Source organism: Brevibacterium litoralis (assembly GCF_040212315.1).
GTDB classification, from domain to species: Bacteria; Actinomycetota; Actinomycetes; order Actinomycetales; family Brevibacteriaceae; genus Brevibacterium; species Brevibacterium litoralis.
The window spans coordinates 121,592-145,439 of sequence record NZ_JBDIUY010000004.1; the positions used below are offsets into that span (position 1 = coordinate 121,592).

General features: G+C 69.9%; 23 protein-coding genes and 1 pseudogene. 16 read left to right on the forward strand and 8 right to left on the reverse strand.

Annotation, left to right across the window (positions count from 1 at the left end; genetic code table 11):
* The first annotated feature begins 14 nt into the window (after positions 1–14).
* From AAD496_RS01040 to AAD496_RS01085, 10 genes are all read left to right on the forward strand, one after another.
* Positions 15–3,092, forward strand: coding sequence for a Na+/H+ antiporter subunit A (locus AAD496_RS01040; RefSeq protein ID WP_349826764.1), 3,078 nt, complete (start codon positions 15–17; stop codon positions 3,090–3,092).
* Entirely contained in the window at positions 3,089–3,592 is a 504-nt protein-coding gene (locus tag AAD496_RS01045; RefSeq protein ID WP_349826765.1) for a Na(+)/H(+) antiporter subunit C, read from the forward strand. Before AAD496_RS01040 ends, AAD496_RS01045 begins: the two co-directional genes overlap by 4 nt.
* Entirely contained in the window at positions 3,589–5,145 is a 1,557-nt protein-coding gene (locus AAD496_RS01050) for a Na+/H+ antiporter subunit D (protein ID WP_349826766.1), read from the forward strand. Before AAD496_RS01045 ends, AAD496_RS01050 begins: the two co-directional genes overlap by 4 nt.
* Positions 5,142–5,813 (forward strand): Na+/H+ antiporter subunit E, encoded by a 672-nt coding sequence (locus AAD496_RS01055; RefSeq protein WP_349826767.1) that lies wholly within the window; start codon positions 5,142–5,144, stop codon positions 5,811–5,813. Before AAD496_RS01050 ends, AAD496_RS01055 begins: the two co-directional genes overlap by 4 nt.
* A complete protein-coding gene (locus AAD496_RS01060; RefSeq protein WP_349826768.1) occupies positions 5,810–6,391 on the forward strand; it encodes an MrpF/PhaF family protein in 582 nt (193 codons plus the stop codon). The genes AAD496_RS01055 and AAD496_RS01060 overlap by 4 nt, the downstream gene beginning before the upstream one ends.
* The gene (mnhG, locus tag AAD496_RS01065; protein WP_349826770.1) at positions 6,388–6,795 is read left to right on the forward strand and encodes a monovalent cation/H(+) antiporter subunit G; all 408 of its coding nucleotides are present in this window, start codon (positions 6,388–6,390) and stop codon (positions 6,793–6,795) included. Before AAD496_RS01060 ends, mnhG begins: the two co-directional genes overlap by 4 nt.
* 34 nt (positions 6,796–6,829) lie before the next feature.
* Positions 6,830–7,582: a response regulator transcription factor gene (locus tag AAD496_RS01070; protein ID WP_349826771.1), complete on the forward strand. Its 753-nt coding sequence runs from the start codon at positions 6,830–6,832 to the stop codon at positions 7,580–7,582.
* Between the two features lies 1 nt (position 7,583).
* On the forward strand, positions 7,584–9,011 hold the full coding sequence (locus AAD496_RS01075; protein WP_349826772.1) for a sensor histidine kinase: 1,428 nt from the start codon (positions 7,584–7,586) through the stop codon (positions 9,009–9,011).
* A complete protein-coding gene (locus AAD496_RS01080; protein WP_349826773.1) occupies positions 9,008–9,712 on the forward strand; it encodes a hypothetical protein in 705 nt (234 codons plus the stop codon). The genes AAD496_RS01075 and AAD496_RS01080 overlap by 4 nt, the downstream gene beginning before the upstream one ends.
* A gap of 68 nt (positions 9,713–9,780) precedes the next feature.
* Positions 9,781–10,275 (forward strand): cysteine hydrolase family protein, encoded by a 495-nt coding sequence (locus AAD496_RS01085; RefSeq protein ID WP_349826775.1) that lies wholly within the window; start codon positions 9,781–9,783, stop codon positions 10,273–10,275.
* A gap of 357 nt (positions 10,276–10,632) precedes the next feature.
* Here the strand turns inward: AAD496_RS01085 and aroD are convergent, their stop codons facing one another.
* On the reverse strand, positions 10,633–11,415 hold the full coding sequence (aroD, locus tag AAD496_RS01090) for a type I 3-dehydroquinate dehydratase (RefSeq protein ID WP_349826776.1): 783 nt from the start codon (positions 11,413–11,415) through the stop codon (positions 10,633–10,635).
* Between the two features lie 333 nt (positions 11,416–11,748).
* Between aroD and AAD496_RS01095 the strand changes: the two genes are divergently transcribed.
* The 3 genes from AAD496_RS01095 to AAD496_RS01105 all read left to right on the forward strand — a co-directional run bounded on the left by AAD496_RS01095 (position 11,749) and on the right by AAD496_RS01105 (position 14,835).
* Positions 11,749–12,834 (forward strand): quaternary amine ABC transporter ATP-binding protein, encoded by a 1,086-nt coding sequence (locus AAD496_RS01095; protein ID WP_349826777.1) that lies wholly within the window; start codon positions 11,749–11,751, stop codon positions 12,832–12,834.
* A 2-nt stretch (positions 12,835–12,836) separates the two neighbouring features.
* Positions 12,837–13,712 (forward strand): ABC transporter permease, encoded by an 876-nt coding sequence (locus AAD496_RS01100; RefSeq protein ID WP_349826778.1) that lies wholly within the window; start codon positions 12,837–12,839, stop codon positions 13,710–13,712.
* An 82-nt stretch (positions 13,713–13,794) separates the two neighbouring features.
* Positions 13,795–14,835, forward strand: a complete 1,041-nt coding sequence (locus tag AAD496_RS01105) for a glycine betaine ABC transporter substrate-binding protein (protein ID WP_349826779.1) — start codon at positions 13,795–13,797, stop codon at positions 14,833–14,835.
* A gap of 136 nt (positions 14,836–14,971) precedes the next feature.
* Here AAD496_RS01105 and AAD496_RS01110 read toward each other — a convergent pair whose 3' ends face one another.
* The 7 genes and pseudogenes from AAD496_RS01110 to AAD496_RS01140 all read right to left on the reverse strand — a co-directional run bounded on the left by AAD496_RS01110 (position 14,972) and on the right by AAD496_RS01140 (position 20,946).
* A complete protein-coding gene (locus tag AAD496_RS01110; protein ID WP_349826780.1) occupies positions 14,972–15,226 on the reverse strand; it encodes a hypothetical protein in 255 nt (84 codons plus the stop codon).
* Between the two features lie 134 nt (positions 15,227–15,360).
* Positions 15,361–17,730, reverse strand: a complete 2,370-nt coding sequence (locus AAD496_RS01115; protein WP_349826781.1) for a heterodisulfide reductase-related iron-sulfur binding cluster — start codon at positions 17,728–17,730, stop codon at positions 15,361–15,363.
* Positions 17,731–18,017: 287 nt separating this feature from the next.
* Positions 18,018–18,326, reverse strand: a complete 309-nt coding sequence (locus AAD496_RS01120; RefSeq protein ID WP_349826782.1) for a DUF4235 domain-containing protein — start codon at positions 18,324–18,326, stop codon at positions 18,018–18,020.
* 86 nt (positions 18,327–18,412) lie between these two features.
* Positions 18,413–18,721, reverse strand: coding sequence for a glycosyltransferase (locus tag AAD496_RS01125; RefSeq protein ID WP_349826831.1), 309 nt, complete (start codon positions 18,719–18,721; stop codon positions 18,413–18,415).
* A 603-nt stretch (positions 18,722–19,324) separates the two neighbouring features.
* Positions 19,325–19,435, reverse strand: a pseudogene (locus AAD496_RS01130) (glycosyltransferase); the annotation flags it as partial.
* A gap of 95 nt (positions 19,436–19,530) precedes the next feature.
* The gene (locus tag AAD496_RS01135; RefSeq protein ID WP_349826783.1) at positions 19,531–20,406 is read right to left on the reverse strand and encodes an aminotransferase class IV; all 876 of its coding nucleotides are present in this window, start codon (positions 20,404–20,406) and stop codon (positions 19,531–19,533) included.
* 81 nt (positions 20,407–20,487) lie between these two features.
* On the reverse strand, positions 20,488–20,946 hold the full coding sequence (locus AAD496_RS01140) for a DUF3817 domain-containing protein (protein WP_349826784.1): 459 nt from the start codon (positions 20,944–20,946) through the stop codon (positions 20,488–20,490).
* A 139-nt stretch (positions 20,947–21,085) separates the two neighbouring features.
* Here AAD496_RS01140 and AAD496_RS01145 point away from each other — a divergent pair, with 139 nt between their 5' ends.
* The 3 genes from AAD496_RS01145 (at position 21,086) to AAD496_RS01155 (ending at position 23,781) form a co-directional block, all read left to right on the forward strand.
* Positions 21,086–22,027 carry an aldose epimerase family protein gene (locus AAD496_RS01145; RefSeq protein ID WP_349826785.1) on the forward strand — a complete coding sequence of 314 codons (942 nt, stop codon included), beginning with the start codon at positions 21,086–21,088 and terminating at the stop codon, positions 22,025–22,027.
* A 91-nt stretch (positions 22,028–22,118) separates the two neighbouring features.
* Complete coding sequence (locus tag AAD496_RS01150) at positions 22,119–23,312, forward strand: VIT1/CCC1 transporter family protein (protein ID WP_349826786.1); 1,194 nt, start codon at positions 22,119–22,121, stop codon at positions 23,310–23,312.
* 88 nt (positions 23,313–23,400) lie between these two features.
* Positions 23,401–23,781 (forward strand): flotillin domain-containing protein, encoded by a 381-nt coding sequence (locus AAD496_RS01155; RefSeq protein ID WP_349826827.1) that lies wholly within the window; start codon positions 23,401–23,403, stop codon positions 23,779–23,781.
* The last annotated feature ends 67 nt before the right edge of the window (positions 23,782–23,848 follow it).

Consider the following 23,848-nt stretch of genomic DNA (forward strand, 5'->3'; position numbering starts at 1 on the left):
CTTAAGGCGGTTCCATGGCAGTGATGGTGACGGTGTTCCTCATTGCTGCGCTGCTGGCCGTGCCACTGGTCCGTCTGCTCGGCCGCTCGGCCTTCCTCGTCCTCGCCCTCGTCCCCCTCGCCGGACTCGTGTTCTCGGCCCTCGTGGCGCCGGGCGTGCTGGCCGGGGACCCCCTGCTCCGGGTGTTCCACTGGTTGCCGGCCCTCGACATGGCCGTCGTGTTCCGGATGGACGCGCTCGCGTGGATCGTGACGCTGCTCGTCACCGGGGTCGGTGCCTGTGTGTTCGTCTACTGCGCGCGGTATTTCGAGACGGACGAACCGGGGCTCGGCCGGTTCGCCGGGGTCCTCATGGCCTTCGCCGGGTGCATGTACGGTCTCGTCGTCGCGGACGAACTGTTGCTCCTCTTCGTCTTCTGGGAGGGCACCACGGTGTTCTCCTACCTCCTCATCGGGCACGCCCATCCCCGGCGGGCCGCCCGGCGGGCCGCGCTCCAGTCCCTCATCGTCACGACGGCCGGAGGGCTGGCGATGTTAGTCGGGATGATCCTCCTCACCCGGGTGTACGGGACGGGGCGGATCTCGTTGATCCTCGAGTCGGGCTGGGAGTCGCTGCAGGGCGGTCACGCGCGGGCCGCCGTGATCGTCGCGATCCTCCTGATCCTCGTCGGCGCGGTCTCGAAGTCGGCCCTCCTGCCCTTCCACTTCTGGCTGCCCGGGGCGATGGCCGCGCCGACGCCGGTGAGCGCCTATCTCCACGCCGCGGCGATGGTGAAGGCCGGGATCTACCTCGTCCTCCGCCTGGCGCCCGGTTTCCACACCATGCCGTCCTGGCTGCCGGTCCTCCTGACCCTGGGACTCGCGACGATGGTGACCGGCGGATGGATGGCGCTGCGCCAGTTCGATCTCAAGCTCGTGCTCGCCTACGGCACGGTCTCCCAGCTCGGGTTCCTCACGGTGCTCGCCGCCTTCGGTACCCGCGACGTCACGACCGCCGCCCTCGCTCTGCTGCTCTCCCACGCACTGTTCAAGTCCGTCCTGTTCCTCACCGTCGGTGTCATCGACCACCACGCCGGGACCCGTGACCTGCGCAAACTCTCCGGGTACTGGCGGGCCTCGCCCACTCTCACGGTGGCCGCCCTCGTCGCCGCCGCCTCGATGGCGGGTCTGCCACCGACCCTGGGCTTCGTCGCGAAGGAGGCCGTCTGGACGGCTCTGCTGGACGCCGGGACGAAGGAGGCGTGGTTCGCGCTCCTCGGCATAGCCCTCGGGTCGGTACTCACGGTGGCCTACACGTGCCGGTTCGTCTGGGGTGCCTTCGCGCCCAAGCGCGGGGTCGAGCCGATGGCCCGTGGGCGTGAGTCCGCCCTGTTCGTCTCCCCGGCCGTGCTCCTCTCCGTGGGCACGCTCGTCCTCGGGATCGGGGCCGCGTGGTGGGTCGACCCGCTCGTCGCCGCACACACCGGAGCCCTCGACGGGGCGCACCCGGGCTTCGGGGCGCTCGACCCCGCCTACCACCTGGCGCTGTGGCACGGTCTCGAACCCGCACTCCTGTTCTCGGCTGCGACCCTGGCCCTCGGTCTGCTCGCCTTCCGGTTCCGGGAGGGGGTGTCCGTCTTCCAGGCGGCCATGCCCGACGGCATCGACTTCCACCAGCTCTACCGGCGGATGATCGACGGGCTCGAACGCCTGGCGGCCGAGGTGACGGCGCAGACCCAGCGCGGTTCCCTGCCCTTCTACCAGGGCACCATCCACGTCGTCGCCGTGCTCGCGATCGGGGTGCCGCTCGTCCTCAACGACACGTGGCCCACCGGGATCGACTTCGCGCAGTCCCCGGTGCAGGTGCTCGTCGCCGTGTGCATGATCGCCGCCGCGATCGCGGCCACCCGGGCCGACAAGCGGTTCGCCGCCGTCGTCGTCACCGGGGTCACGGGCTACGGGATGGTCGCGCTCTTCGCCTTCCAGGGCGCCCCGGACCTCGCGCTCACCCAGATCCTCGTCGAGACGATCACGATCGTCGTGTTCGTCCTCGTGCTCCGGCGCCTCCCGGCCCAGATCGGACGGAGCGAGGGTCGGCTGTCGCCGAGCGTGCGGATCGTCATCGGCGCGGCCTTCGGCGCCGTCATGATGGTGGTCGCCTGGGTGGCGATGGGGGCACGGACCGCGACCCCGGTCTCCGTCCGGTTCCCCGAACTCGCCTACGTGTACGGCCACGGGGAGAACATCGTGAACGTCACCCTCGTCGACATCCGTGCCTGGGACACCTTCGGGGAGACCGCGGTCGTCGTCGCGGCGGCCACCGGGATCGCGAGCCTCGTGTTCGTCCGCAGCCGCGAGGGCGTGCTCCAGCGGCTCAAGGGGGAGCGTCCCTCGGGTCTCGACCGCCTCACGCGGCACCGGGTGGAGGACCTGGCGGACCCGGCGGCCTCGGGTTCCCTGCTCGCCGATCCGCTCGCCGCCCTCGGCCAGAGGGAGACCCCTTCGCAGCGGCGCAACGCCTGGTTGATCGCCGGGCGCACGCTCGCGCCCCGTAACCGTTCGATCATCCTGGAGGTCACCGTTCGCCTCGTCTTCCACGCCGTGCTCGTGTTCGCGGTGTACCTGCTCTTCGCCGGGCACGACCTGCCCGGTGGCGGGTTCGCGGCCGGTCTCGTGGCGGGGATCGCGCTCATCGCCCGGTACCTGGCCGGTGGACGCTTCGAGCTCGCCGAGGCCGTCTCCCTCGACGCCGGGAAGCTGCTGGGTCTCGGTACGATCCTCACCTCGGGCACGGCACTCGCCGGGTTCCTGTGGGGCGGGGCGGTCCTCGAGTCCGTCTACCTCTCGACCGAGCTCCCGGTCCTCGGGTACCTGTCCTTCGGTACCTCGACGATCTTCGACATCGGCGTCTTCCTCATCGTCGTCGGGCTCATGCTCGACGTCCTGCGCTCGCTCGGTGCGGAGGTCGACCGGCAGCAGGAGGTCGACGAGAAGGAGATCGAGAAGTCCCTGTCCTCCGGCGACCATCGTCCCGATCCGGACCAGGTCCACCTGGTGCTCGGCAAGGTCGACGACGTCCGCGTGGGCAACCGGGGCCGAGGGGGTCGCCTGTGACCACCTCCTTCGTCCTCCTCCTCACCATGGGTGTGCTGCTGGCCTGCGGCATCTACCTCATGCTCGACCGTTCCCTCACCCGCGTGCTCCTGGGCTTCCTGCTCATGGGCAACGGCGTCAACCTGCTCATCCTGCTCACCGCCGGCCCGCCCGGCGCTGCACCCTTCACCGACGGGCAGGACCTGACGACGGAGGGCATGAGCGATCCGCTGCCGCACGCGCTCGTGCTCACCGCCATCGTCATCACCTTCGCGATGACCGCCTTCCTCCTCGCGCTCATCTACCGGTCCTGGCGCCTGGTCCGCAACGAGACGATCGCCGACGACCTCGAGGACGCACGGATCGCGTTCGCCCGGGGCCGCGACGTCGACTCCGAGGCGGACACCGGTACCGACCACGCCGACACGGAGTTCGGTGACGAGGCGCAGGTCCCCGTGCCCGGTGCGCTCGACCTCGACGAGGACGGGACGCCGGAGGAACGAGCGGAGGACCGCCCATGACGCTCGCCGACCTCGTCCCCCTGCCCACCGTCCTGCCCCTGTTGGGAGCCGGGATCGCCCTGTTCCTCGCCGGCCGGGTGCGGGCGCAGACCACGGTGTCCGTCGTGACGCTCGCCGCCGTCGCCGTCGTCAACGTGGTCTTGTTGTTCGGCGTCGACGCGGCGGGCACCCAGGTCATGGCCGTCGGCGGGTGGGAGCTGCCCTTCGGGATCGCCCTCGTCGTCGACCGGCTGAGCGCCCTCATGCTCGTCGTGGCCTCGGTCGTCACGCTCGCGGTGTTCGTCTACGCGGTCGGCCAGGAGATGACGGACACCAACCGGGACTCCCCGGTGAGCGTGTTCAACCCCGCCTACCTCATCCTGTGCGCGGGTGTCTTCAACGCCTTCCTCGCCGGTGACCTGTTCAACCTCTACGTCGGGTTCGAGATGCTGCTGGGCGCCAGTTACGTGTTGCTCACTCTCGGGGCCACCGAGGCGCGGATCCGGGCCGGCGCCACGTACATCGTCGTCTCGCTCGTCTCCTCGATCGTGTTCCTCGCGGCCATCGGGCTCGTGTACGGGGCGACGGGCACCGTGAACATGGCGCAGCTCTCGCAGCGCCTGGACGCCCTGCCGGCGGACGTGCAGATGATCCTCCACGTCGCGATCCTCCTGGGTTTCGGCATCAAGGCCGCGGTCTTCCCGCTGTCCTTCTGGCTGCCGGACTCCTATCCGACGGCCCCGGCCCCCGTCACCGCGGTGTTCGCGGGCCTGCTCACGAAGGTGGGCATCTACGCGATCATCCGCACGGAGACCGTCCTGTTCTTCGAGTCCTCCCTGCGTACCCCGCTCATGATCGTCGCGCTCGCCACCATGATCGTCGGGATCCTGGGAGCCGTCGCGCAGTCCGAGATCAAGCGCATGCTCTCCTTCACGCTCATCTCCCACATCGGTTACATGCTGTTCGGGGTGTCCCTGGGCACCGAGGCCGGTCTCACCGCTGCGATCATCTACACCGTCCACCACATCGTCGTGCAGACCGCGCTGTTCCTCGCCGCCGGCCTGCTCGAACAACGCACCGGCACCACCTCGGTCCGGCGTATGGGGTCCCTGCTCGTCCTCGCTCCGGGTCTGTCGCTGTTGTTCCTCCTCCCGGCCCTCAACCTCGCCGGGATCCCGCCCTTCTCCGGGTTCATCGGCAAGGTCGCGCTCTTCCGGTCCGGTGTGGAGACCGGCGACTGGCTGGTGTATGTCCTCATCGGCGGTGGGGCCCTGACCTCCCTGCTCACCCTCTACGCGATCGGCAAGGCGTGGAACTTGGGGTTCTGGCGGGAGGCCGCCGACGCCGAGGAGCCCAACCGTGACCTCGTCGCCCAGTCCCGCGGTGAGCAGGAGACCCCGTCCACCCCGTGGCTCATGACCTCCTCGACGACCGCCGTCGTCGCACTGTCCGTCGCCCTCACCGTCCTCGCCGGGCCCCTGTGGGAGTACTCGGCCCGGGCCGCGGAGAACATGCGCGGCCCCAACACGTACATCGCGAACGTCGTCGACCACGAGGGGGCGAGCAAGGGATGACCGACCGCGCCCGTTCCCGTGCCAGGTCCCGCGCACGCCGGCGGACCGTCCTGCAACAGGTGGTGCTCATCGTCGTCCTCGCCCTCCTGTGGGTGCTCCTGTGGGACACGGTGAGCGTCGTGTCCGTGCTCACCGGCGCGGTGCTCGCCTGGGTGGTTTCCCGGGTCTTCTACCTGCCCCCGGTGGAACTGTCCGGCCGGTTCCACGTGGGGTGGGCCCTCGTGTTCCTCGGGTGGTTCGCCTGGCAGGTGGTCCTCGGGTCGCTGCACGTCGCCTGGAGCGCCCTGGGACCGCACCGGGTGGGGGCCGGGAGCGTGCTCGCCGTCGACCTCCACACCCGGTCCGACCTCATGATCACGGTCGTGAGTCAGGTCAACGGCCTGATCCCCGGCTCCGTCGTCCTCGAGGCCGACCGTGTGCGCTCGACCCTGTACATCCACAGCCTCGATGCCGCGGAGGACCACGAGATCGAGGCGGCGCGGGCCCAGATCGGCCGGATCGAGCTGTTCCTCGTCCGCGCCTTCGGATCCCCGCACGACATCAGTGCGCTCAACGACCACCGCGCCGAGCAGGGACTGCCGCCGGTGCTGCCCGGCCGGTCGACCGCGGAACTCCGTGCCCGTGCCCTGCGGGAACGCGCCCACCGCGAGCGGAGGAGGGACACATGACGACGCTCACGACGCTCCTGGACGGTGGTCTCGTGGACCCGGCGATCGCCCGGATCGCGGTCCCCCTCCTCGTGCCCGTGTACGGGGCGGCGGCGGTGCTCGCCGTGTGGCGGATCGTCCGCGGTCCCTCGATCCTCGACCGGATGATCGGCTCCGACGTCCTGCTCGCCACGCTCGTGTGCGGCCTCGCCGGGTTCGTCGCCTTCACGGGGATGACGGAGGTCCTCGCGGTGCTCCTCGCCCTCGCGGCCCTCGGCTTCTTCGGCTCGGTGAGCGTGTCGCGGTACGTCTCCCGCGGGGAGTCCCGCGGGCGCGGGGTCATCGGCACAAGCGCCCTGCCGGCCGCGGTGCCGACCCTCGACGTGCGCACCCGGGCACGGGACACCGTCACCGTGGCGAACACCCCCTCGACCGAACAGGTGCCCGAGGCGCCCGCCGACCCCCGGGCCCGTGCACTCCTCGACCGCCTCGTCGAGGGCGGGGGCCCGCCCGCGCCGGGAGTGCAGGGTGGCACCGACGGACAGGGCACCTCGGGAGCGGGGAGCGCGGGCACGGACGGCGAGGAGGGACCGCGATGATCCTCGATGTCCTCACGGTCCTGTGCGTCGCCGCCGGTGGACTGCTGTCCCTGGCCGGGGCGATCGGCCTGTTCCGGTTCCCGGATCTGCTCTCGCGACTGCACGCGGCCTCGAAACCGCAGGTGCTGGGCCTGGCGCTCGCCCTCCTCGGGGCCGCGTTGCAGATCCCGCACTGGGGGCCGGTGACGACGATGCTGCTCGTGCTCGTCTTCCAGCTCGGGACCACCCCGGTCGGTGCCCACATGATCGGCAGGGCGGCTTACCGGACCAAACACCTGCGTCGCTCTATGCTGTACAGGGACGAACTGGCCGAGGCGGTCGACCGCGCCCAGGCCCGCGCCGATGCCGCCGTCGGCGAGGACGGTGCGAGTGACGGGGAGCGGGACGCCGACCGGTCGCACTGAGACACCGCCGCCGACGAACAGGAATCCGGAAACCATGACGAACTTCCCGCACGCGGACGAACGCCCCCTGGTCCTCGTCGCCGACGACGAGCCGGACGTCCTCGGGGCGGTCGTCCCCTTCCTCACCCGGGCCGGGTTCCGGGTCATCAGTGCCGGTGACGGCAAACTGGCGCTCGACGAGATCCTGCGTCACCGTCCCGACGCCTGCGTGCTCGACGTGCTCATGCCCGGTATGGACGGCCGGCAGGTGCTCCGGGCCCTGCGGCAGGAGGAGAACTGGGTACCGGTCGTGCTGCTCACCCAGGTCGGCGAGGCCGTCGAGCGGGCCATGGCGCTCGAAGAGGGCGCCGACGACTACCTCAACAAGCCCTTCGACCCGCACGAGCTCGTGGCCCGGGTGCGGGCGGTGCTGCGCCGGACCCGGACCGACGGGCCGCCACTGGCCAACGCACCCGTCCTGCAGTCGGTGTTCGGGCTCCAGGTCGACCGGATCGGCCGGCGGGCGTGGCTGGGCAACCGCGAACTCGTCATCACCCCCAAGGGCTTCACGCTCCTGGAGTACCTCATGGTCCACACGGACGAGCTCATCGAGCGTCCCCGGCTGCTCGAGGTCCTGTGGGGCTTCGACGAGACGGTCGGCACGCGCGCCGTCGACTCCCGGATCGCGGAGCTGCGCCGGGTGCTCGGTGAGGACGCCGCGGACCCGCGGTGGATCGCCACCGTCCAGGGCCGCGGGTACCGGTTCGTCGGGGAGGTCCGGGGCGCGAACGAGATCGTGCGGAAGTGACATGAACGCCTTCCTCGTCCTCGAACTCCGGGTCTGGTTCCTGCTCGTCCTCCTCGTCGTCCTCGCCGGGATCGGTGTGGGCGTGTGGTTCCTGGCCCGCCGGTGGCTGGCCGAACGGGAGGCGACCACCCGGGAACTCGCCCGGCAGGAGGCGGAACGCGCTTCGCTGGGCAAGCGCAACCGCATGCTCATCCGCCTCGACCACGAGCTGAAGAACCCGCTCACGGCCCTGCGGACCTCCGCGGCGACCGTGCGCGAACTCATCCGGGACGAGAGCCCGGACCCGGAGGAGATCGCCCCGGTCGTCCGGCAGATCGACATCTCGTCCCGCCGGGTGGCCCGTCTGCTCGCCGACCTGCGCCGTCTGGCCGACGTCGAGAGCCGCGACATCGAGTTCTCCCGCGTCGACATGGACCGGCTCATCCACCAGGCCGTCGAGGACGCGCGCACCGCGCCCGGCGCCGAGGACCGGATGATCGTCGCGACCGTCGCCCGCGCACCCTGGCGACTGCCCGACGTCGCCGGCGAGGAGGACCTGCTGCTCTCGGCGATCCTCAACCTGCTGGGCAATGCCATCAAGTACTCCTCGGACACCGACGTCGTCGAGCTGCGCGCCAACGAGCAGGTCATCAACGACCACCGTTGGGTCGTCGTCGAGGTGGCGGACACCGGACAGGGCATCCCCGCCGACGAGAAGGACGGGGTCTGGGACGAGCTCTCCCGCGGCAAGCGGGTGCGGCAGGTGGCCGGCTCCGGCATGGGCCTCTCGCTCGTCCGCTCGATCATCACCCGCCACGGCGGCTCCGTGGAGCTGTACTCCCAGGAGGGTGTGGGCACCTCCGTGCGGATCATCCTCCCGGTCCTCGCCGACACCCACCGAGGTGCCCTGCCCGGTGGCCGCGGTCCCGCCGGTGCACTGCCGGGACCGGGCGGACCCGCCGTCGCCGCGGCCGGGATGGCCGCCGGCCGGGCCGTCGGGGACATCGCCCAGTCGCGTCCGGTGCAACCGGTGCAGGACACCCGTGGTGTGCGGCCGGGTGGGCAGGGACCCGTGGGGTCCGGCCCGCGACCGGTCGAGGGAGGCGCCTATGTGCCCGGTGGTGGGTTCGTCCCGCCGCTCGGTCACGCCGACGGCGACCCGAGCAAGATCCTCGGTACCCCGCGGCGGACCTCCAGGCGCCGCCTGCAGACCATCGACGGGGCGATCGTCGACACCGCGACCGGTGAGGCCTTCGGGGGCGGGCCCGGCTCGGGCCCCCAGGGTTCCGGTCCGGCCCCGGGGGCGGAACCCGCGGACGAGGCGCCCGCCGAGGGTGCCACCGGGGGCCCGCCCGTCGGTTCGGGACCCGTCCCGCCGGTGCCCGAGGCGCCTCCCCGGCCGGGGAACGGTCCCGGCTCGGAGCCCGCACCCGGAGAGGGCCGCCCGTGAGTTCGCCGCGTCGTCTGCTCGCCGGGGCCGCGGCGCTGGGTGCCTGTGCGGTGCTCGCCGGGTGCGCCGTCGCGAACGTGCGGATCAAGGACGGTCCGGGCGGACCGGTGGGGATCGGCGTGCAGTCGACCCCGGGCCCGGCACCCGAGGAGGAGATCGAGGCGCAACTGCCGGACGTGCCGGACGGGTACGAACTGGAGACGGTCGCCTTCCCGGAGAACGGCTGCCCGGTCCCCGTCCACTTCGCCCGACCGGAGACCTGGTCGGTGTCCGGGCAGGTGACCGGGTCCTTCGCGCGGTACATGGACGCGAACGTGAGCCGTGACTACACGATCGAGATCCAGTGCGACAAGCCCTGGGAGGACACGGCCTCCGAGGCGGTCTCCGCCTCGCAGTCGACCACCTATCAGCAGTCCGGGTCGGAGATCGTGGTCCAGCGGTCGGGCACGCTCGGGGTCGGACACCAGTGGGTGTTCCAGACGGAGCTGGCCGACAGCGAGTTCGACGCCGGCCCCAATCCGACGACCGTGTTCGGCGTCGACTTCGCCACCGACTACGACGGGCAGTTGTGGATGGTGAGCGTCCGCGCCTTCGCCCCGACGGAGGACGGCCGGTACCAGCAGGCCGTCGTCGCCGCGATCGACCATCTCTCCATCGCCGACCGGCGACCGGTGGCCCCGGAGTGGGAGTTCGCGCAGTGAGGTGACCGTGTGGGTGCCCGGTGCCCCGTGACGGGTGTTCGGTGCCCCGGCGTGGGATCCTGGTGGGCATGGATGCACTTCTCGTCGTGAACACCGAGGCGGACCGCCCGGCCGCCGCCCAGGTCACCGAGGTCCTCGGTGACATCGTGAGCCGGGCCCGGATGACCGGGGGTGTGCTGATCTTCCTGTCCGCCCCGGTGCCGGATGCCGGGCCCGAAGACACGACCACGAGCGTCTACGAGGTGGGCGAGGACGAGCTGGGGATCGCCTCGGCGGAGGCCGACGCCTTCGACGGGATCGACGACCTGGCGCCGGGACTCCACGACCTCGGGGTCGACCGGATCGTCCTCGGTGGCGTCGACGCGATCCCGCAGGGTGGCGCCCCCGGCGGCAGGGGTGCGGTGTACCAGACCGCGATGGCCGGACTGGCCCTCAACTTCGACGTCATCGTCCTCGGCGACGCGACGGTCACCGAGATGGGCCCGCCGGTCCAGTGGGGCGACGAGGCGGAGGCCGAAGGTGTCATGGTCCGTCCCACCCGCGACGTCTGGCTGCGTATGTGAAGGTTCGCACGGACACACGGAAGAGCCCCGGCGGGGATGCAGCCCGCCGGGGCTCTCGTACGTTCTGGTGCGCTGTCGCGGTGTCGTGCCACCCGGGTCCCCGGAGGAAAATCCGCGAAAGGTGAACCGGGGACCCGGATGGTCGACGACTGACGTCCGTGGCGCTCTCACCTGCCACACGTGGAATTCTACAGGCGGTAGAAGTCATGCCCAGCGGTCGGAGATGACTGTTTCCTGTGAACAGTGGAGAGTGTGGGAAAACCCGCTGAAGCGACATCACGGCCATATGTCGTCATCCCGGTGGAAGACCACCGTGACGGCGACATACGGCCGTGATGTTTGGCACCGGCGCGGCGATCAGGCGCGGCCGAGGGCCTCCAAGGTGCCGCGCACCTCGTCGGCGGTGAGCTGACCGGGGGCCGAGAGTTCTCCGACGGCAGCCCAGGTGGCGGCCGAGCCGAACTCGGAGCCGACCAGACGGGTCGCCTTGCCCAGGTCGCCCATGGAGATCGTGATGACCGGGACCGTCATCTTCGCCTGCGCCCGGTCGGCGACACTGAGCACCTCGAGGACGTCGGTCCGCGTGTTCGGCATGACGGCGATCTTGGCCGTCTCCGCGCCGTCGCGCTCCATCTTCTGGAGCATCGAGTACAGGTACTCGGCCGGCGGTGTCTTCTCGAAGTCGTGGAAGGAGGCCAGCGGCACGACACCGGCGTCCTTGGCCCGACCGATGAGGGCCTTCGAATCGGCCCGCTGCCACTCGATGTCGACGGCGACCGGACCGCGGTTGACGATGTGGTCGATGAGGTGGGCGTACGCGGCGTCCGTGAGGTCGGCATGACCACCCTCGCCGACGGTCCGGATGGTCACGAGGACGGGGAACCCGCCGGGCACGCGGTCGCGGAAGGAGTCGACCGCCTCGGTGATGGCGGCGCGGACCGGCTCGATCTCGTGGGTGTCGAGCGTGTGGTCCGCATCGAGGAAGTACTGCAGGGTGTCGACGCGCCATTCGAGGGCGTGGACGCCCGGAGCGGTGACCGCCTGGACGGCGTGGTCGACGAGCGCCGGCACGGCGGCGTCCGTGAGGGGCACGATGACGGCCGGGAATGCGCCGGAGGGCACGAAAGGCAAGGACTTCATGCAACCAGAGTAGAGCGCGGGCACGCCCGGCGGCAGGGGGAACCGGGAACATCACACCGGGATGCAGGGGGCCTTGTCCGCCCGGGCCCGGATCCGGAAGACTGGCCCGAGACGCCGGTCACGAGACGTGTCACCGGTGATCGATCACCGATCATTACGATCGTGCATCCATTGCGTGATGTGCGTCCTCCCAGGTGAGAGCCGGTAGTCGGAATGTCCGCCCGGGCTCCTCAGGCCTCCCACCAGCCGGTTTTCCTGCCATGGGAACGCCACACGCTTGTAGCCTCGAGGGCGAATCCGCTGTGCATCACCCGAGGAAAGGCAAAGGCTTCCGTGACAGTCGTCAGAGCCGCGAACGTCTACAAGGTCTTCGGCCGGAAGGAACAGGAGGTCGTCCGCCGTCTGGAGGCGGGCGAGGACCGTTCCGCCCTCACCCGACTGGGGACCGCCGCCGTCATCGACGCGAGCTTCGAGGTCGACAAGGGAGAGATCTTCGTCGTCATGGGGCTCTCGGGCTCCGGCAAGTCGACGCTCATCCGCATGATCAACGGGCTCTGGGCCCCGTCCGCCGGCTCCATCGAGATCGCCGGGAAGGACATCGCTCGGATGAACGCCGCGCAGTTGCGGACCATCCGACGCGAGCACATCGCGATGGTCTTCCAGCACTTCGCGCTGCTCCCGCACCGCACCGTCCGGGAGAACGCGGCCTACGGCCTGCAGATCCAGGACGTGTCGACGGCCGAGCGCCTGGAGCGTGCGGAGACCTGGCTCGAACGCGTGGGCCTGGGCGGCTGGGGCGACAAGTACCCGGGCCAGCTCTCCGGCGGCATGCAGCAGCGCGTGGGTCTGGCCCGGGCACTGGCCGCGGAGACCGACATCCTCCTCATGGACGAGGCGTTCTCCGCTCTGGACCCGCTGATCCGTGGCGAGATGCAGGACCAACTGCTCGAACTGCAGAAGACGCTGGGCAAGACGATCGTCTTCATCACCCACGACCTCAACGAGGCCATGCGCCTGGGCGACCGGATCGCCGTCATGCGTGACGGGCGGATCGTGCAGACCGACACCCCCAAACAGATCCTCACGGCCCCGGCCGACGAGTACGTGGCCGACTTCGTCAAGGACGTCGACCGCTCCCGGGTCCTCACCGCCCGTTCCGTCATGCGCCCGGTCTCGGAGCTCCCCGCCGAGGTGGCCGCGACGACCGGGCAACTGCCCGTCGTCTCCGAGGACACCCTGGTCGCGGACCTCTTCACCCCCGCGGTGAACACCGGGGGCGACCTGGCCGTGACCGATGACGACGGCCGCGTCTGCGGTGTCGTCACGCAGACGGACCTGCTCGGATCGATGTCGCAGACGACACGGAAGACCGCCGCCGACGGCCCGCCGGCCGGATCGACGACGGGGAAGGAGGCCTGACGATGGGATTCAACCCGCTCAATCCGCGGATCCCTCTCGGCGCCTGGGTCGAGGATTTCACCGACTGGTTCACCGGCTTCTTTCGGCCGCTGCTCGATCTCATCGGCCTCGTGCTCGACGCCATGTACTCCTTCTTCGTGTGGACTCTCGGCTCGCCGGTGTACCTCCTGATGATCGTCGTCCTCGCGGGCCTCGCCTGGGCCGCGGTCGGGCTGCGGCGTGGCTGGGGGCTCGCGCTGTTCACCGTCATCGGCTTCTACCTCATCCGCGCCTTCGACCAGTGGGCGAACGCGATGTCGACGCTCTCGCTCGTCCTCGTCGCGGTGATCATCGCCGTGGCCCTGGCAATCCCGCTGGGCATCCTCGCGGCGAAGTCCGACGCCTTCTCGGCCTTCGTGAAACCGGTGCTCGACTTCATGCAGTCGATGCCGGCACTCGCCTACCTCGTCCCGATCATCGTGATCTTCGGCATCGGGATCGTGCCCGGCGTCATCGCGACCCTCATCTTCTCCCTGCCCCCGGGCGTCCGCTTCACGGAGCTGGCGATCCGACAGGTCGACGACGAGGTGGTCGAGGCCGGTCGCGCCTTCGGAGCCACGGACTCGCACATCCTGTTCCGCATCCAGCTCCCGCTCGCGATGCCGACGATCATGGCCGGGATCAACCAGGTCATCATGCTCGCGCTCTCGATGGTCGTCCTCGCCGGGATGGCCGGAGCCGGTGGCCTGGGTGGCGACGTCGTCGCGGCGATCAGCAGGATCGACCTCGCGCTCGGTGCCGAGGCCGGCGCGGGCATCGTCATCATCGCCGTCTTCCTCGACCGGATCACGGCGGCCCTCGGCAAGCGCGGTCCCCTGGCCCGGGCCCAGCGCGCTTGACCCGTTTCCCGCGGCTCCACCCACCGTCCTGACCACCCCGAACCCATCCCTCACGAACCCGAACATCGACTCAGGAGTGATCATGAAGAAGTTCAAGCTCTCCGCACTCGGCGGCACCGCTGCCGTCGCCGCACTCGTCCTCGCCGGTTGCGGCGTGTCCAACGAGGGCGGCGGTGAGACCGACACGGACACCGGTGCCGGCACCGAGGAGACGAGCGCGGAAGCAGGCGCGGAGTCGGAGGAGGAATCGCCCTACGCGAGCTGCACCCCGGGCGAGTCCGCGGCCGACACCGCCGACCTGGACGCCTCCGCCGATTCCGACCAGGACATCACCATCGGCGCCTTCAACGGATGGGACGAGTCCTTCGCCGCTTCCCACCTCATGAAGTACGTCCTCGAGGAGGACGGTTTCGAGGTGGACATCCAGGCCTTCGACGCGGGCCCCGGCTACACCGGTGTCGCCCAGGGCGACATCGACTTCCTCGTCGATTCGTGGCTGCCGCTCACCCACTCCGACTACATCGAGCAGTACGACGACTCGATGGAGGCGCAGGGCTGCTGGTACGACAACGCCAAGCTGACGATCGCCGTGAATGAGGACTCGCCGGCCCAGACCATCGGTGACCTCGCCGAGATGGGCGACGAGTACGGCAACCGCCTCGTCGGCATCGAGGCCGGAGCCGGGCTCACCTCGACCACCGAGGAAGCAGCCATCCCGACCTACGGTCTGGAGGACTACGACTTCCAGGTCTCCTCGACCCCGGCCATGCTCGCCGAGCTCAAGAAGGCCACGGACGCCGGTGAGAACATCGCCGTGACCCTGTGGCGTCCGCACTGGGCCTACGACGCCTTCCCTGTCCGTGACCTCGAGGACCCGGAAGGTGCCATGGGCGGCGCCGAGGGCATCTGGAACTTCTCCCGCACCGGCTTCACCGAGGAGAACCCCTACGTCTCGCAGCTGCTCAACAACCTGGTGATCGACGACGAGCACCTCGCCAGCCTGGAGAACGTCATGTTCTCCGAGGAGAACTACAACGGTGAGGACAACGACGCAGCCGTCGAGGAGTGGGTGGCCGACAACGCCGACTTCGTCGACGACCTGAGGGCGGGCGCCCTCGCCTGATCCCGGCCGCGCCTGATCTTCGGGCCGGCTCCTGACATCACGGCCGTATGTCGCCGTCACGGTGGTCTTCCACCGGGATGACGACATACGGCCGTGATGTCGTTTCAGTCCCAGAGAGTGTTTCAACCCCAGAGAGTCAGGTCGGGAAAGGCTCCGCGCTCCCGCCCGACTCGACCGACCAGTCGGTGCTCACCAGATCTTCCGGGTCGACGACCATCAGTGACGGCATGGGTACGACGTTTGCGAATCGACTGCCGCGACAGACGCGACTCAACTGGAGAACCTCGCCCTGCCGGGTCTCGATCTGCACGGGTTCTCCCGTGGCAGCGACGCGTTCGATGATCCCGTTCACGTTCATCCGGAACTCCGATGCGGTCAGGTTGGTACTCATACGTCCAGTGTGCACCGCGGAACTCCGGCCCCGCCGCGTCACGGGCACGACGAAGCCCCCGGTCCGATCGGACCGGGGGCTTCGTGTCGGTGGTCGGCGTCAGCCCGTCGGGGACGGTGCCCCGAGGACCGGACTCAGACTCCTGCGGGCTCGGGCTCCGGCGTCGTGCCGCCGCCACCTTGGCCGCGACGCACACCGGCGAGCAGCATCTGGGCGACGTCGAGGACCTCGATGCCCTCGTTCGCGTTGCCCTCGGACTGCTCCGCGGTGAGGCCGTCGGAGAGCATCACGCGGCAGAACGGGCAGCCGACCGCGATCTGCTCCGCACCGGTGGCCACGGCCTCCTTGGTGCGGTTGACGTTGATGCGGGAGCCGATGGTCTCCTCCATCCACATGCGGGCACCACCGGCGCCGCAGCAGAAGGACCGCTCCTGCGACCGCTCCATCTCCTTGTACTCCACGTTCGGCAGCGAACCGATGAGCTCACGCGGCGGGGTGTAGATCCCGTTGTGGCGGCCCAGGTAGCAGGGGTCGTGGTAGGTGACGGGCGTCTGCTGCTTGGCCGGCTCCGCGGGGGCGACCGGGGTCAGGCGCTTCTCGCGGACGAGCTGGTTGAGCAGCTGCGTGTGGTGGACGACCTCGAACTTGCCACCCAGCTGCGGGTACTCGTTCGCGATCGTGTTGAAGCAGTGTGCACAGGTGACGACGATCTTGCGGGCCTTGGCCTCGTTGAGCGTCTCCACGTTGGCCTGCGCGAGGGTCTGGTAGAGCACCTCGTTGCCGGCACGACGGGCGGGGTCACCGGTGCAGGACTCGCCGTTGCCGAGGACGGCGAAGTCGACGCCCGCGGTGTGCAGGAGCTCGGCGACGGCCTGCGTGGTCTTCATGGCACGGTCCTCGAAGGCACCGGCGCAACCGACCCAGAAGAGGTAGTCGATCTCGCCCAGGTCCTCGACGTCCGCGCCGACCTGCTTGATCTCGAAGTCGAGACCCTCGGCCCAGGCCATGCGCTTCTTGGCGGACATGCCCCAGGGGTTCTGCTTGCGCTCGAGGTTCTTGAACAGGCCACCGAGCTCGGTCGGGAAGGCCGACTCGATGAGCACCTGGTAGCGGCGCATGTCGACGAAGTGGTCGACGTGCTCGATGTCGACGGGGCACTGCTCGACGCAGGCACCGCAGGTGGTGCAGGACCACAGGGCGTCGGGGTCGATGACACCGAGCTCGGCGAGCTCCTCGATGTCCTGGGCACCGACGAGGGGGCGCAGCGCCTCGGCCTGCTGCGACTCCGAGAGGGTACCGAGCAGGTCGAGGTTCTCGTGCGGGTCTGAGACGGCGTTGTAGGCGTCCATCTCCTTCTGCCAGGCCTTGGTGGCCTTCTTGTCCGCGTCCTCCGGCAGCGGGGCCGGCGGGGTCGCGGCGGCCTGTGCCTTCTCGGCGGCCTCCAGCCACGGCGCCTTGGCGTGCGCGTGGTTCCGGAGGTTGATCATCATCATCTTCGGGCTCAGCGGCTTCTCGGTGTTCCAGGCCGGGCACTGCGACTGGCAGCGACCGCACTCGGTGCACGTGGTGAAGTCGAGCAGACCCTTCCAGGAGAAGTCCTCGACCTTGCCGACGCCCAGGCTCGACATGACCTCGTCGTCCTCCATCATCTCCTCGTCCGAGAAGTCGATGGCCCTGCCCTTGGCGGACAGCGGCTGGAGGGCGCCGAGCGAGGTCTCGCCCTCGGGGTGACGCTTGAACCAGATGTTGAAGAACGCGAGGAAGCGGTGCCAGGCGACACCCATCGTGGCGTTGAGGGCGACCGTCACCATCCAGGCGTAGGAGATGAGGATCTTGACGAGGGCGATCGCGACGATGAGGCCCTCGACCACACCCGTCGACATGCCCATGAAGAGCTCGCCGAGCCAGAAGGTGAGCGGGAAGTGGAGGATCAGGTTCGCGTATCCGGCCTCCGACTGGAGCACGTACTCCAGGGCACGCAGGAGCGTGATGCACAGGGCCACGCCGAGGATGGTGAATTCGACGTAGTAGGCCTGCCAGAAGTTCGATCCGGCGAAGCGGGAGCCGCGGTCCTCCGGGGACTTGGGCAGGTTCCGCTGACGGATGACCATGAGCACGACGATGCCGATCAGACCGGTGACGGCGAAGAACTCCGTGACCCACTCGTACGGGAAGAAGTGGCCGATGAGCGGCAGCACCGCGTGCGGGTCGAACAGCTGCATGGTGGCCTGCGCGAGCGTGAGCACGAGGACACCGAAGGAGATCATGGTGAACCAGTGCGCGATCGCGACGATCGGCAGGCGGGCCATGCGGGTGTGGCCCAGGAACTCGCGGATGAGCGTGACCGTACGGGCACCGGGATTCCCGGTGCGCTCACCGGCCAGGGTCGCGGCGCCGAGCTTGAAGAACTGGACGAACCGCGTGATCCGCCAGACGAACATGCTCCAGCCGCCGATGGTCGCGGCGACACCGATGACGATCGCGACGATCTGCAGGGCATTCATGCGTGGAAGGCCTCCTGTCGGGCCCCGGGGGAGCGGGGCGTCATGCTGGTCGTGCACACCCTCGACCGACGACGCCACAGGGGCGCCGGGTACACGTGTGCCATTCGATCGGAGTCTATCCGGCGTCTGAACGATTGTTAAAAGAACCGTGCGGGAAGCCCGGGTTACGGGCCTCCACGCACGGTTCCGTGGTATTTAGCTCAATCGCGACTGTGCGAAATGCCGCCGCCGAGGTGACTTCCGGGTAGGTCTGTCGGTGGGGTGCCGGGGCTCGGGCGGCGTCGGACTCAGTCCAGATCTGCCAAGCCGTTGGTGCCGCGCAGCTTCTTGGGCAGTGCGGCGTCGCCCCACTTGTCGCGGACGGAGCGGACGGCGTACCGCTGGATCACCAGTTGGACGACGGCGGCGCCGACGGTCGACACGACGGTCCAGGCGAGCGCCTCGCCGAGCGAGGAGTCGTCATCGTGCTTGGCCGAGGGGACCGGGCGGTGGGTGCCCTTCTCCCAGGCGAAGGTGAGGGCCTTCTTCGTGGCGATGGCGGCCAGGGCGGCGCCACCGACGCCGATGACCTGCCAGGCGATCTTGCCGGAGTTCATGTGCTCTCCTCGTGGAATGGGGGACGTCTTGGCACGAACTCTAGTCGGTGGGGCGTCGGGGTCGGTGCTACACGGGGCACAGTCGGTCACGCGTCCGCGATCCGTTCGAGGATCCGGCGCGTGGTGCCCGGGCCGTCCTCGGCGCGGATCCGCTCGCCCACCTCGGCGGCGCGCCCGTCGTAGGACGGGGTACCGACCAGGCGTCCGAGGCGCCCCGCGAGCTCCCGACCCAACCGGCCGCGGGCCAGGGGCGGCGGTCCGGCGCCGAGTTCGTGGCCCCGGTCGCTCCAGAAGGGCTGGTCGCCCAGGAACGGCACGATCTGGGTGGGTCGTCCGGCGCGCAGGCCGGCGGCCGTCGACCCCGCGCCGCCGGTCCCGGGGTGATCCCGCCCCATCCGGTGGCGACGATGCCGCGCAGTCCGGTCTCGGCGAAGGCGTCGAGGACGGCCGTCCGGCGTGCGTCGGCACCCTTGCCGAACCCCATGGACCCGAAGCCGACGTGGACCGGAGGAGGTCCGGCCTCCAGGAAGGCCTCGATCTCGGGAGAGAGTGCTCCCGTATCCGGCTCGTCGAGGAACCAGTAGCCGGTGACGTGCGCGGAGTCCGGGTAGTCCGCGGGGACCGGGAGGACGTGGCGACTGTAGGGGTAGAGGACCTGGACCGGGGATCCGTCCGGGGCGACGAGGGGGTCCTGGAACCGTCCGACCTTCCCGGTCAGGCCGATCCTCTCGCGGAACTCGCTGAGCATCCCGGCGTACATGACGTTGCCCATCCGTGCGACGCGGTAGCTGGCCCGGATTCCCCATGCCCCGAAGGAGGCGTCGCCGAAGAAGGGTGCCGGGTACGCGGCGGTCGGGGTGTAGAAGGGCAGGGGGAGCGAGAGAACCGCGGGGATCGGGCATGACGTCCTGGAGCAGCCCGAGCATCCGGGTGCCCGAGGAGTGCAGGGTGATCGAACCCGGGGCGTCGGTGACGTCCGGCGTGAGGTCGGCCAGCTGGTCCGGGGTCGCGAGGACGACCTGGTGACCGGCACGGGCGAGCTCACCCGCCAGCGCGGCGTAGGGCTGGATGTCCCCGCGGGTCCCGAAGGTCGTGATGAGGGCCTTCATGGCCCCAGCCTAGACCCGGGTGCGATCAGGCAGGGTGGGATCCGCGGGGCACGGGCGCGATCAGGCAGGGTGGGATCCGCGGGGCACGGGCGCGATCAGGCGGGGTGCAGGATCCAGTCGGTGAAGCGCTCGGTGAGCTCGGCGTCGACCGTGAGGTCCGCGCCGTCGAGGGCGGTGACCGGCACGGCCATGCGCACGCTGGAGAGCATCCACACACCGTCGGCCGTCAAGACGTCCTCGACGGTGATGTCGCCGTAGGTGGTCATGAGGCCGGCCTCGCCCGCACGTTCGAAGACGGTGCGCTGCGTGGTGCCGTGCAGCAGACCTGCCTTGGGATCCGGGGTCACGAGCTCGTCACCGCGGCGGATGATGATGTTCGAGGTGGGGCCCTCGAGGACGATCCCGTCGTGGGAGACGAACAGTGCGTCGTCGGCGCCCTGCTGCTTGGCGTAGCGGCCGACGGCCTGGTTGGTCGCGTAGGACAGGGTCTTGGCGCCGAGCAGCAGCCACGGGGCGTGCGCGCCGAGGTAGGCGTCGTAGCCCTTGTCGGCGGTCACCATGCGGATGCCGGTGCGCTGCAGATCCGTGTAGGCGGGGTCGAGCGGGATCGTCATCGCCCAGGCGGTCGGGGTGTCGAGCCCGCGGGACAGGGAGTAACGCACCGACAGCGACGTGATGCCGGGGTTCTTGGCCCGGAAGTCGGCGAGCAGCGCGTCGATCGCGGTGTGGAACAAGTCCGCGTCCGGGGTGGGCAGCTCGAGGATCCGCGCGGACTCGATGAAGCGTGTGAAGTGGGGGTCCTGTGCGTGGAGCAGATGGGTGCCGTCCTCGTGGAGCGTGACGAGCACGGTCTCGAAGATGCCGTCGCCGCGGTGCGGGGCCAGGTCGTCGACACGCAGGTGCGTGCCCGTGGGATCGGCGATCCGATGGGTGCCGGTGGCCGGATCGATGAGGACGAGCGAGTTCTCCATGCCCTCCAGGGTACGCCAATGGTGTGCCGTGCGTACCTTTGGCATCCCCCGGAAAGCAGGGTCTCGCTCACAGGGCCTTCGTCACACCGGCGGGCCGCTGATCATGAGGGCGACGAAGACGACGACCACGAGGCCGGCGAGGACGAGGCCGGCCAGGAGGGCGTGACCGAAGCACCAGCGCACGGCGCGTTCGAGGGCGGTGCGGGGCTCCCGGGAGTCGGGGCCGCCCGGGGCGAGCTGCCAACCGCCGTCGAGTCGACCGGACTTCGTGACCCACCAGTCGAAGGGGATGGTGAAGAAGGGTGGGATCGCCGACAGGACGCCCAGTAGCGTGACCCACCACTTCCAACCCTGGCTGAGGCCCACGACGAGAGTCGCGACGACGAAGGCGAGGAACATGAAGCCGTGGAGGGCGCCGCCGATGCTCACGAGGGCGTCGGTCGTGCGGGTGCCGTACTTGAGGACCATCCCGGCGATGAGGAGGGCCCAGGTGACGGCCTCTCCGATGGCGAAGACGGCGAAGAAGCGTTTGGGGGTCATACCCGCCATTGTCCCGGTCGGGCCTTCGGTTGTCCGACTCGCGGAACACATGTCCGGCTCGCGGGATTCTGCCCCGGGTGCAGCGGGAAATACCGCGCCGGGGCGCCGCACATCGGTCGTTCTGACGGATACTCGGGGCATGACGGACGACGCAGTGCCCACGGACCTTCCCACCGACGTCGCGGCCGGCCCGCCGACGCCCCGGACCCCGCACTACACGACCGCCGATCTGCAGGCGCTCTTCGACCACCACACCCCCGCGCCCGAGGTGCTCGCGGAGGACGCCGCGGCCGGGACCCGGGTGCTCGCCGGGTCGCTTGGGGACCTCGACGTGTTGCGCCTCGACGGGCCCGGTGGCTCCTCCTTCGTCACCCCCTTCGGGGCGCAGGTCCTCAGTTGGAGGCCGACCGGCGGGGACGACGCCCTCTTCCTGTCCTCGCGGGCCGCGCTCGACGGCTCCACCGCGATCCGTGGCGGGGTACCCGTGTGCTGGCCGTGGTTCGGCCCGCGCGCGCAGCCGCAGCACGGATGGGCGCGGATCGATTCGTGGATCCTCGACGCCTTCCGGGCCACCGACACCGAGGCGGCCGTCCGCTTCGCCTACACCCGTGAGGGGGCGGCGGCACTGGTCACGGTGCGGGTCGACACCGGTCTCACCGTGCAGCTGGAGCACAAGGCGGACGCCTGGGCCGGGACGGACGCCCCGGAAGAGGTGACCGCGGCGCTCCACACCTACTTCCTCGTCGGCGACCACCGTCACGTGACCGTCTACGGGATCCCGAACGGTGCGGACGACCCGATGTTCGACCAGGCCATCGGCCCGCGGGTGTACCCCGCGGAGGGGATCGACACCGTCCGCGAGCTCGGGACGCCCTTCGAGAGGGACCTCGATGTCGTCGACGGGTCCCGCACCCTGCGGGTCGTCGCCGACGGGTCCGATGTCGTCATGTGGAACCCCGCGACGGGCCTGGGAGACACCACTCCGGACGCCTTCACGCGGTTCGTGTGCCTGGAGCCGGCCCGGGTGTCGACGCCCATGGCGCCGGGCGACGTCCTGAGCTTCCGGCTCGAAGTGGGGTGAGGATTCCTGGACCCGGCCGGAGGTGAATCTCTCACTTAAGCAATTGCGCAAGTATTGATCTCGAGGCCGTCCGCGGCCTACCGTGGAACGCGTGAGTACACAGCACGTGACCCCGGAACGCCGCCCGGCTCCCCAAGAGCCCTCGGCCAAGCTCGTCCTGCGCTGGCAGCGCTACCTGGCGAACGAGGTGCTCGAGGAGAAGGTCTACCGCTCGCTCGCGGCACGTACGAAGAAGCCGGAGGAGAAGGAGATCCTGCTCGGCCTGGCCGATGCCGAGGCGCGTCACCAGACCTACTGGCGCGAACTCCTCGGCGAGTACGCCGAGCAGCGCCGGTACCCGGAAGCGGCGACCCTCATCCTGGCGTTCCTCGGACGGATCTTCGGCACGGTGTTCGTTCTCGCGCTCGCCCAGCAGTCGGAGACCCGCTCGCCCTACGACGCGGACGAGTACGCCTCGGCCGCGATGGCCGCCGACGAGAAGATCCACGCCGAGGTCGTCCGGGCGCTCGCCGCTCGCAAGCGTGCCAAGCTCTCCGGCAACTTCCGCGCCGCGGTGTTCGGCGCGAACGACGGCCTGGTCTCGAACCTCGCGCTCGTGCTCGGTGTCGGCGCGGCCGGGATGGCGCCGGGTCTCATCCTGCTCACGGGCATCTCCGGTCTCCTCGCCGGTGCCATGTCGATGGCGGCCGGGGAGTTCATCTCGGTGCGCAGCCAGCGAGAACTCGTCGAGGCCTCGCATCCCGATCCGGAGACCCGCAAGGTGCTCGCCGACCTCGACATCGACGCGAACGAGCTCGCCCTCGTGTTCCGTGCCCGCGGGATGCCCAAGGACGAGGCGGAGTCCACCGCGGTCTCCTACCTCAGGGCCGTGCACTCGCCCGACGGCGCGGTGCGCAAGCGGGCGCGGCACGCCTTCGTCTCCCGGGGTGCCGGGTCCGCCGGTACTACCGCGGTCGAGGGATCCGCCGGCGAGGCGCCCGTGGCCAAGGACGGCGAGCACGCGGAGCTCGGCACGGCCCTGGGGGCCGCCGGCAGTTCCTTCTGCTTCTTCGCCTCCGGCGCGATCGTGCCGATCCTGCCCTACGTCATCGGGCTGGAGGGTGTCACCGCGGTCGTCGTCGCCTGCGTGCTCGTCGGCATCGCGCTCCTCTTCACGGGTGGCGTCACCGGTCTGCTCTCCGGCAAGGCCCCGGCGCCCCGGGCCCTGCGCCAGCTGGCCATCGGCTTCGGCGCCGCCGGGATCACCTACATCCTCGGTCTGCTCTTCGGCACCTCGATCAGCTGATCCCGCCGCCGAGGCCTACGAGATCGACAAGCGCGAGCAGGCACGCGCCTCGGCGGACCTCTACCGCCGTGAGCGTGCGGCCGAGGCGCTGCGTATCGAGGGTGAGGCGGAGGCCGCCTCGATCGCCGCGAAGGGTGAGGCCGAGGCGTCGGCCCTGGAGAAGAAGGCCGCCGCCTACCGGCAGTACGACGACGCCGCGGTGCTCTCCGAGGTGCTCGGCACCCTGCCGGACCTGGCCGGGAAGTTGGTGGAGCCCTACGGCAACATCAAGGACCCGTCGATCGTCTCGACCGACGGGGAGTCGAAACTCGCCAAGAGCATGTCGAGCAACCTCGCCTCGACGCTCGAGGTGCTGCGCGGTACCACGGGCGTCGACCTCGCCGAGATGGTGAAGGCGGCGACGGGTGGCTCGACCGGTGGCACGGGAGCGGGCGCCTCGGGAGCGGGGACGTCCGTCGACAAGTCCTGACCCCCTGACCAGTGGGACGGTTCCGCGTTAACATATGAGTGTCCGCGCATATAAGCGCTCACTCATA

What these genes read in the sequence shown, in the direction of transcription:
- AAD496_RS01050 (WP_349826766.1), top strand. Translation starts at nt 3,589, where the DNA reads ATGACGCTCGCCGACCTCGTCCCCCTGCCCACCGTCCTGCCCCTGTTG.
- AAD496_RS01055 (WP_349826767.1), top strand. Translation starts at nt 5,142, where the DNA reads ATGACCGACCGCGCCCGTTCCCGTGCCAGGTCCCGCGCACGCCGGCGG.
- AAD496_RS01125 (WP_349826831.1), bottom strand. Translation starts at nt 18,721, where the DNA reads ATGGGGCGGGATCACCCCGGGACCGGCGGCGCGGGGTCGACGGCCGCC.
- AAD496_RS01145 (WP_349826785.1), top strand. Translation starts at nt 21,086, where the DNA reads ATGACGGACGACGCAGTGCCCACGGACCTTCCCACCGACGTCGCGGCC.
- AAD496_RS01105 (WP_349826779.1), top strand. Translation starts at nt 13,795, where the DNA reads ATGAAGAAGTTCAAGCTCTCCGCACTCGGCGGCACCGCTGCCGTCGCC.
- aroD (WP_349826776.1), bottom strand. Translation starts at nt 11,415, where the DNA reads ATGAAGTCCTTGCCTTTCGTGCCCTCCGGCGCATTCCCGGCCGTCATC.
- AAD496_RS01075 (WP_349826772.1), top strand. Translation starts at nt 7,584, where the DNA reads ATGAACGCCTTCCTCGTCCTCGAACTCCGGGTCTGGTTCCTGCTCGTC.
- AAD496_RS01070 (WP_349826771.1), top strand. Translation starts at nt 6,830, where the DNA reads ATGACGAACTTCCCGCACGCGGACGAACGCCCCCTGGTCCTCGTCGCC.
- mnhG (WP_349826770.1), top strand. Translation starts at nt 6,388, where the DNA reads ATGATCCTCGATGTCCTCACGGTCCTGTGCGTCGCCGCCGGTGGACTG.
- AAD496_RS01100 (WP_349826778.1), top strand. Translation starts at nt 12,837, where the DNA reads ATGGGATTCAACCCGCTCAATCCGCGGATCCCTCTCGGCGCCTGGGTC.
- AAD496_RS01085 (WP_349826775.1), top strand. Translation starts at nt 9,781, where the DNA reads ATGGATGCACTTCTCGTCGTGAACACCGAGGCGGACCGCCCGGCCGCC.
- AAD496_RS01115 (WP_349826781.1), bottom strand. Translation starts at nt 17,730, where the DNA reads ATGAATGCCCTGCAGATCGTCGCGATCGTCATCGGTGTCGCCGCGACC.
- AAD496_RS01060 (WP_349826768.1), top strand. Translation starts at nt 5,810, where the DNA reads ATGACGACGCTCACGACGCTCCTGGACGGTGGTCTCGTGGACCCGGCG.
- AAD496_RS01140 (WP_349826784.1), bottom strand. Translation starts at nt 20,946, where the DNA reads ATGACCCCCAAACGCTTCTTCGCCGTCTTCGCCATCGGAGAGGCCGTC.
- AAD496_RS01040 (WP_349826764.1), top strand. Translation starts at nt 15, where the DNA reads ATGGCAGTGATGGTGACGGTGTTCCTCATTGCTGCGCTGCTGGCCGTG.
- AAD496_RS01110 (WP_349826780.1), bottom strand. Translation starts at nt 15,226, where the DNA reads ATGAGTACCAACCTGACCGCATCGGAGTTCCGGATGAACGTGAACGGG.
- AAD496_RS01120 (WP_349826782.1), bottom strand. Translation starts at nt 18,326, where the DNA reads ATGAACTCCGGCAAGATCGCCTGGCAGGTCATCGGCGTCGGTGGCGCC.
- AAD496_RS01135 (WP_349826783.1), bottom strand. Translation starts at nt 20,406, where the DNA reads ATGGAGAACTCGCTCGTCCTCATCGATCCGGCCACCGGCACCCATCGG.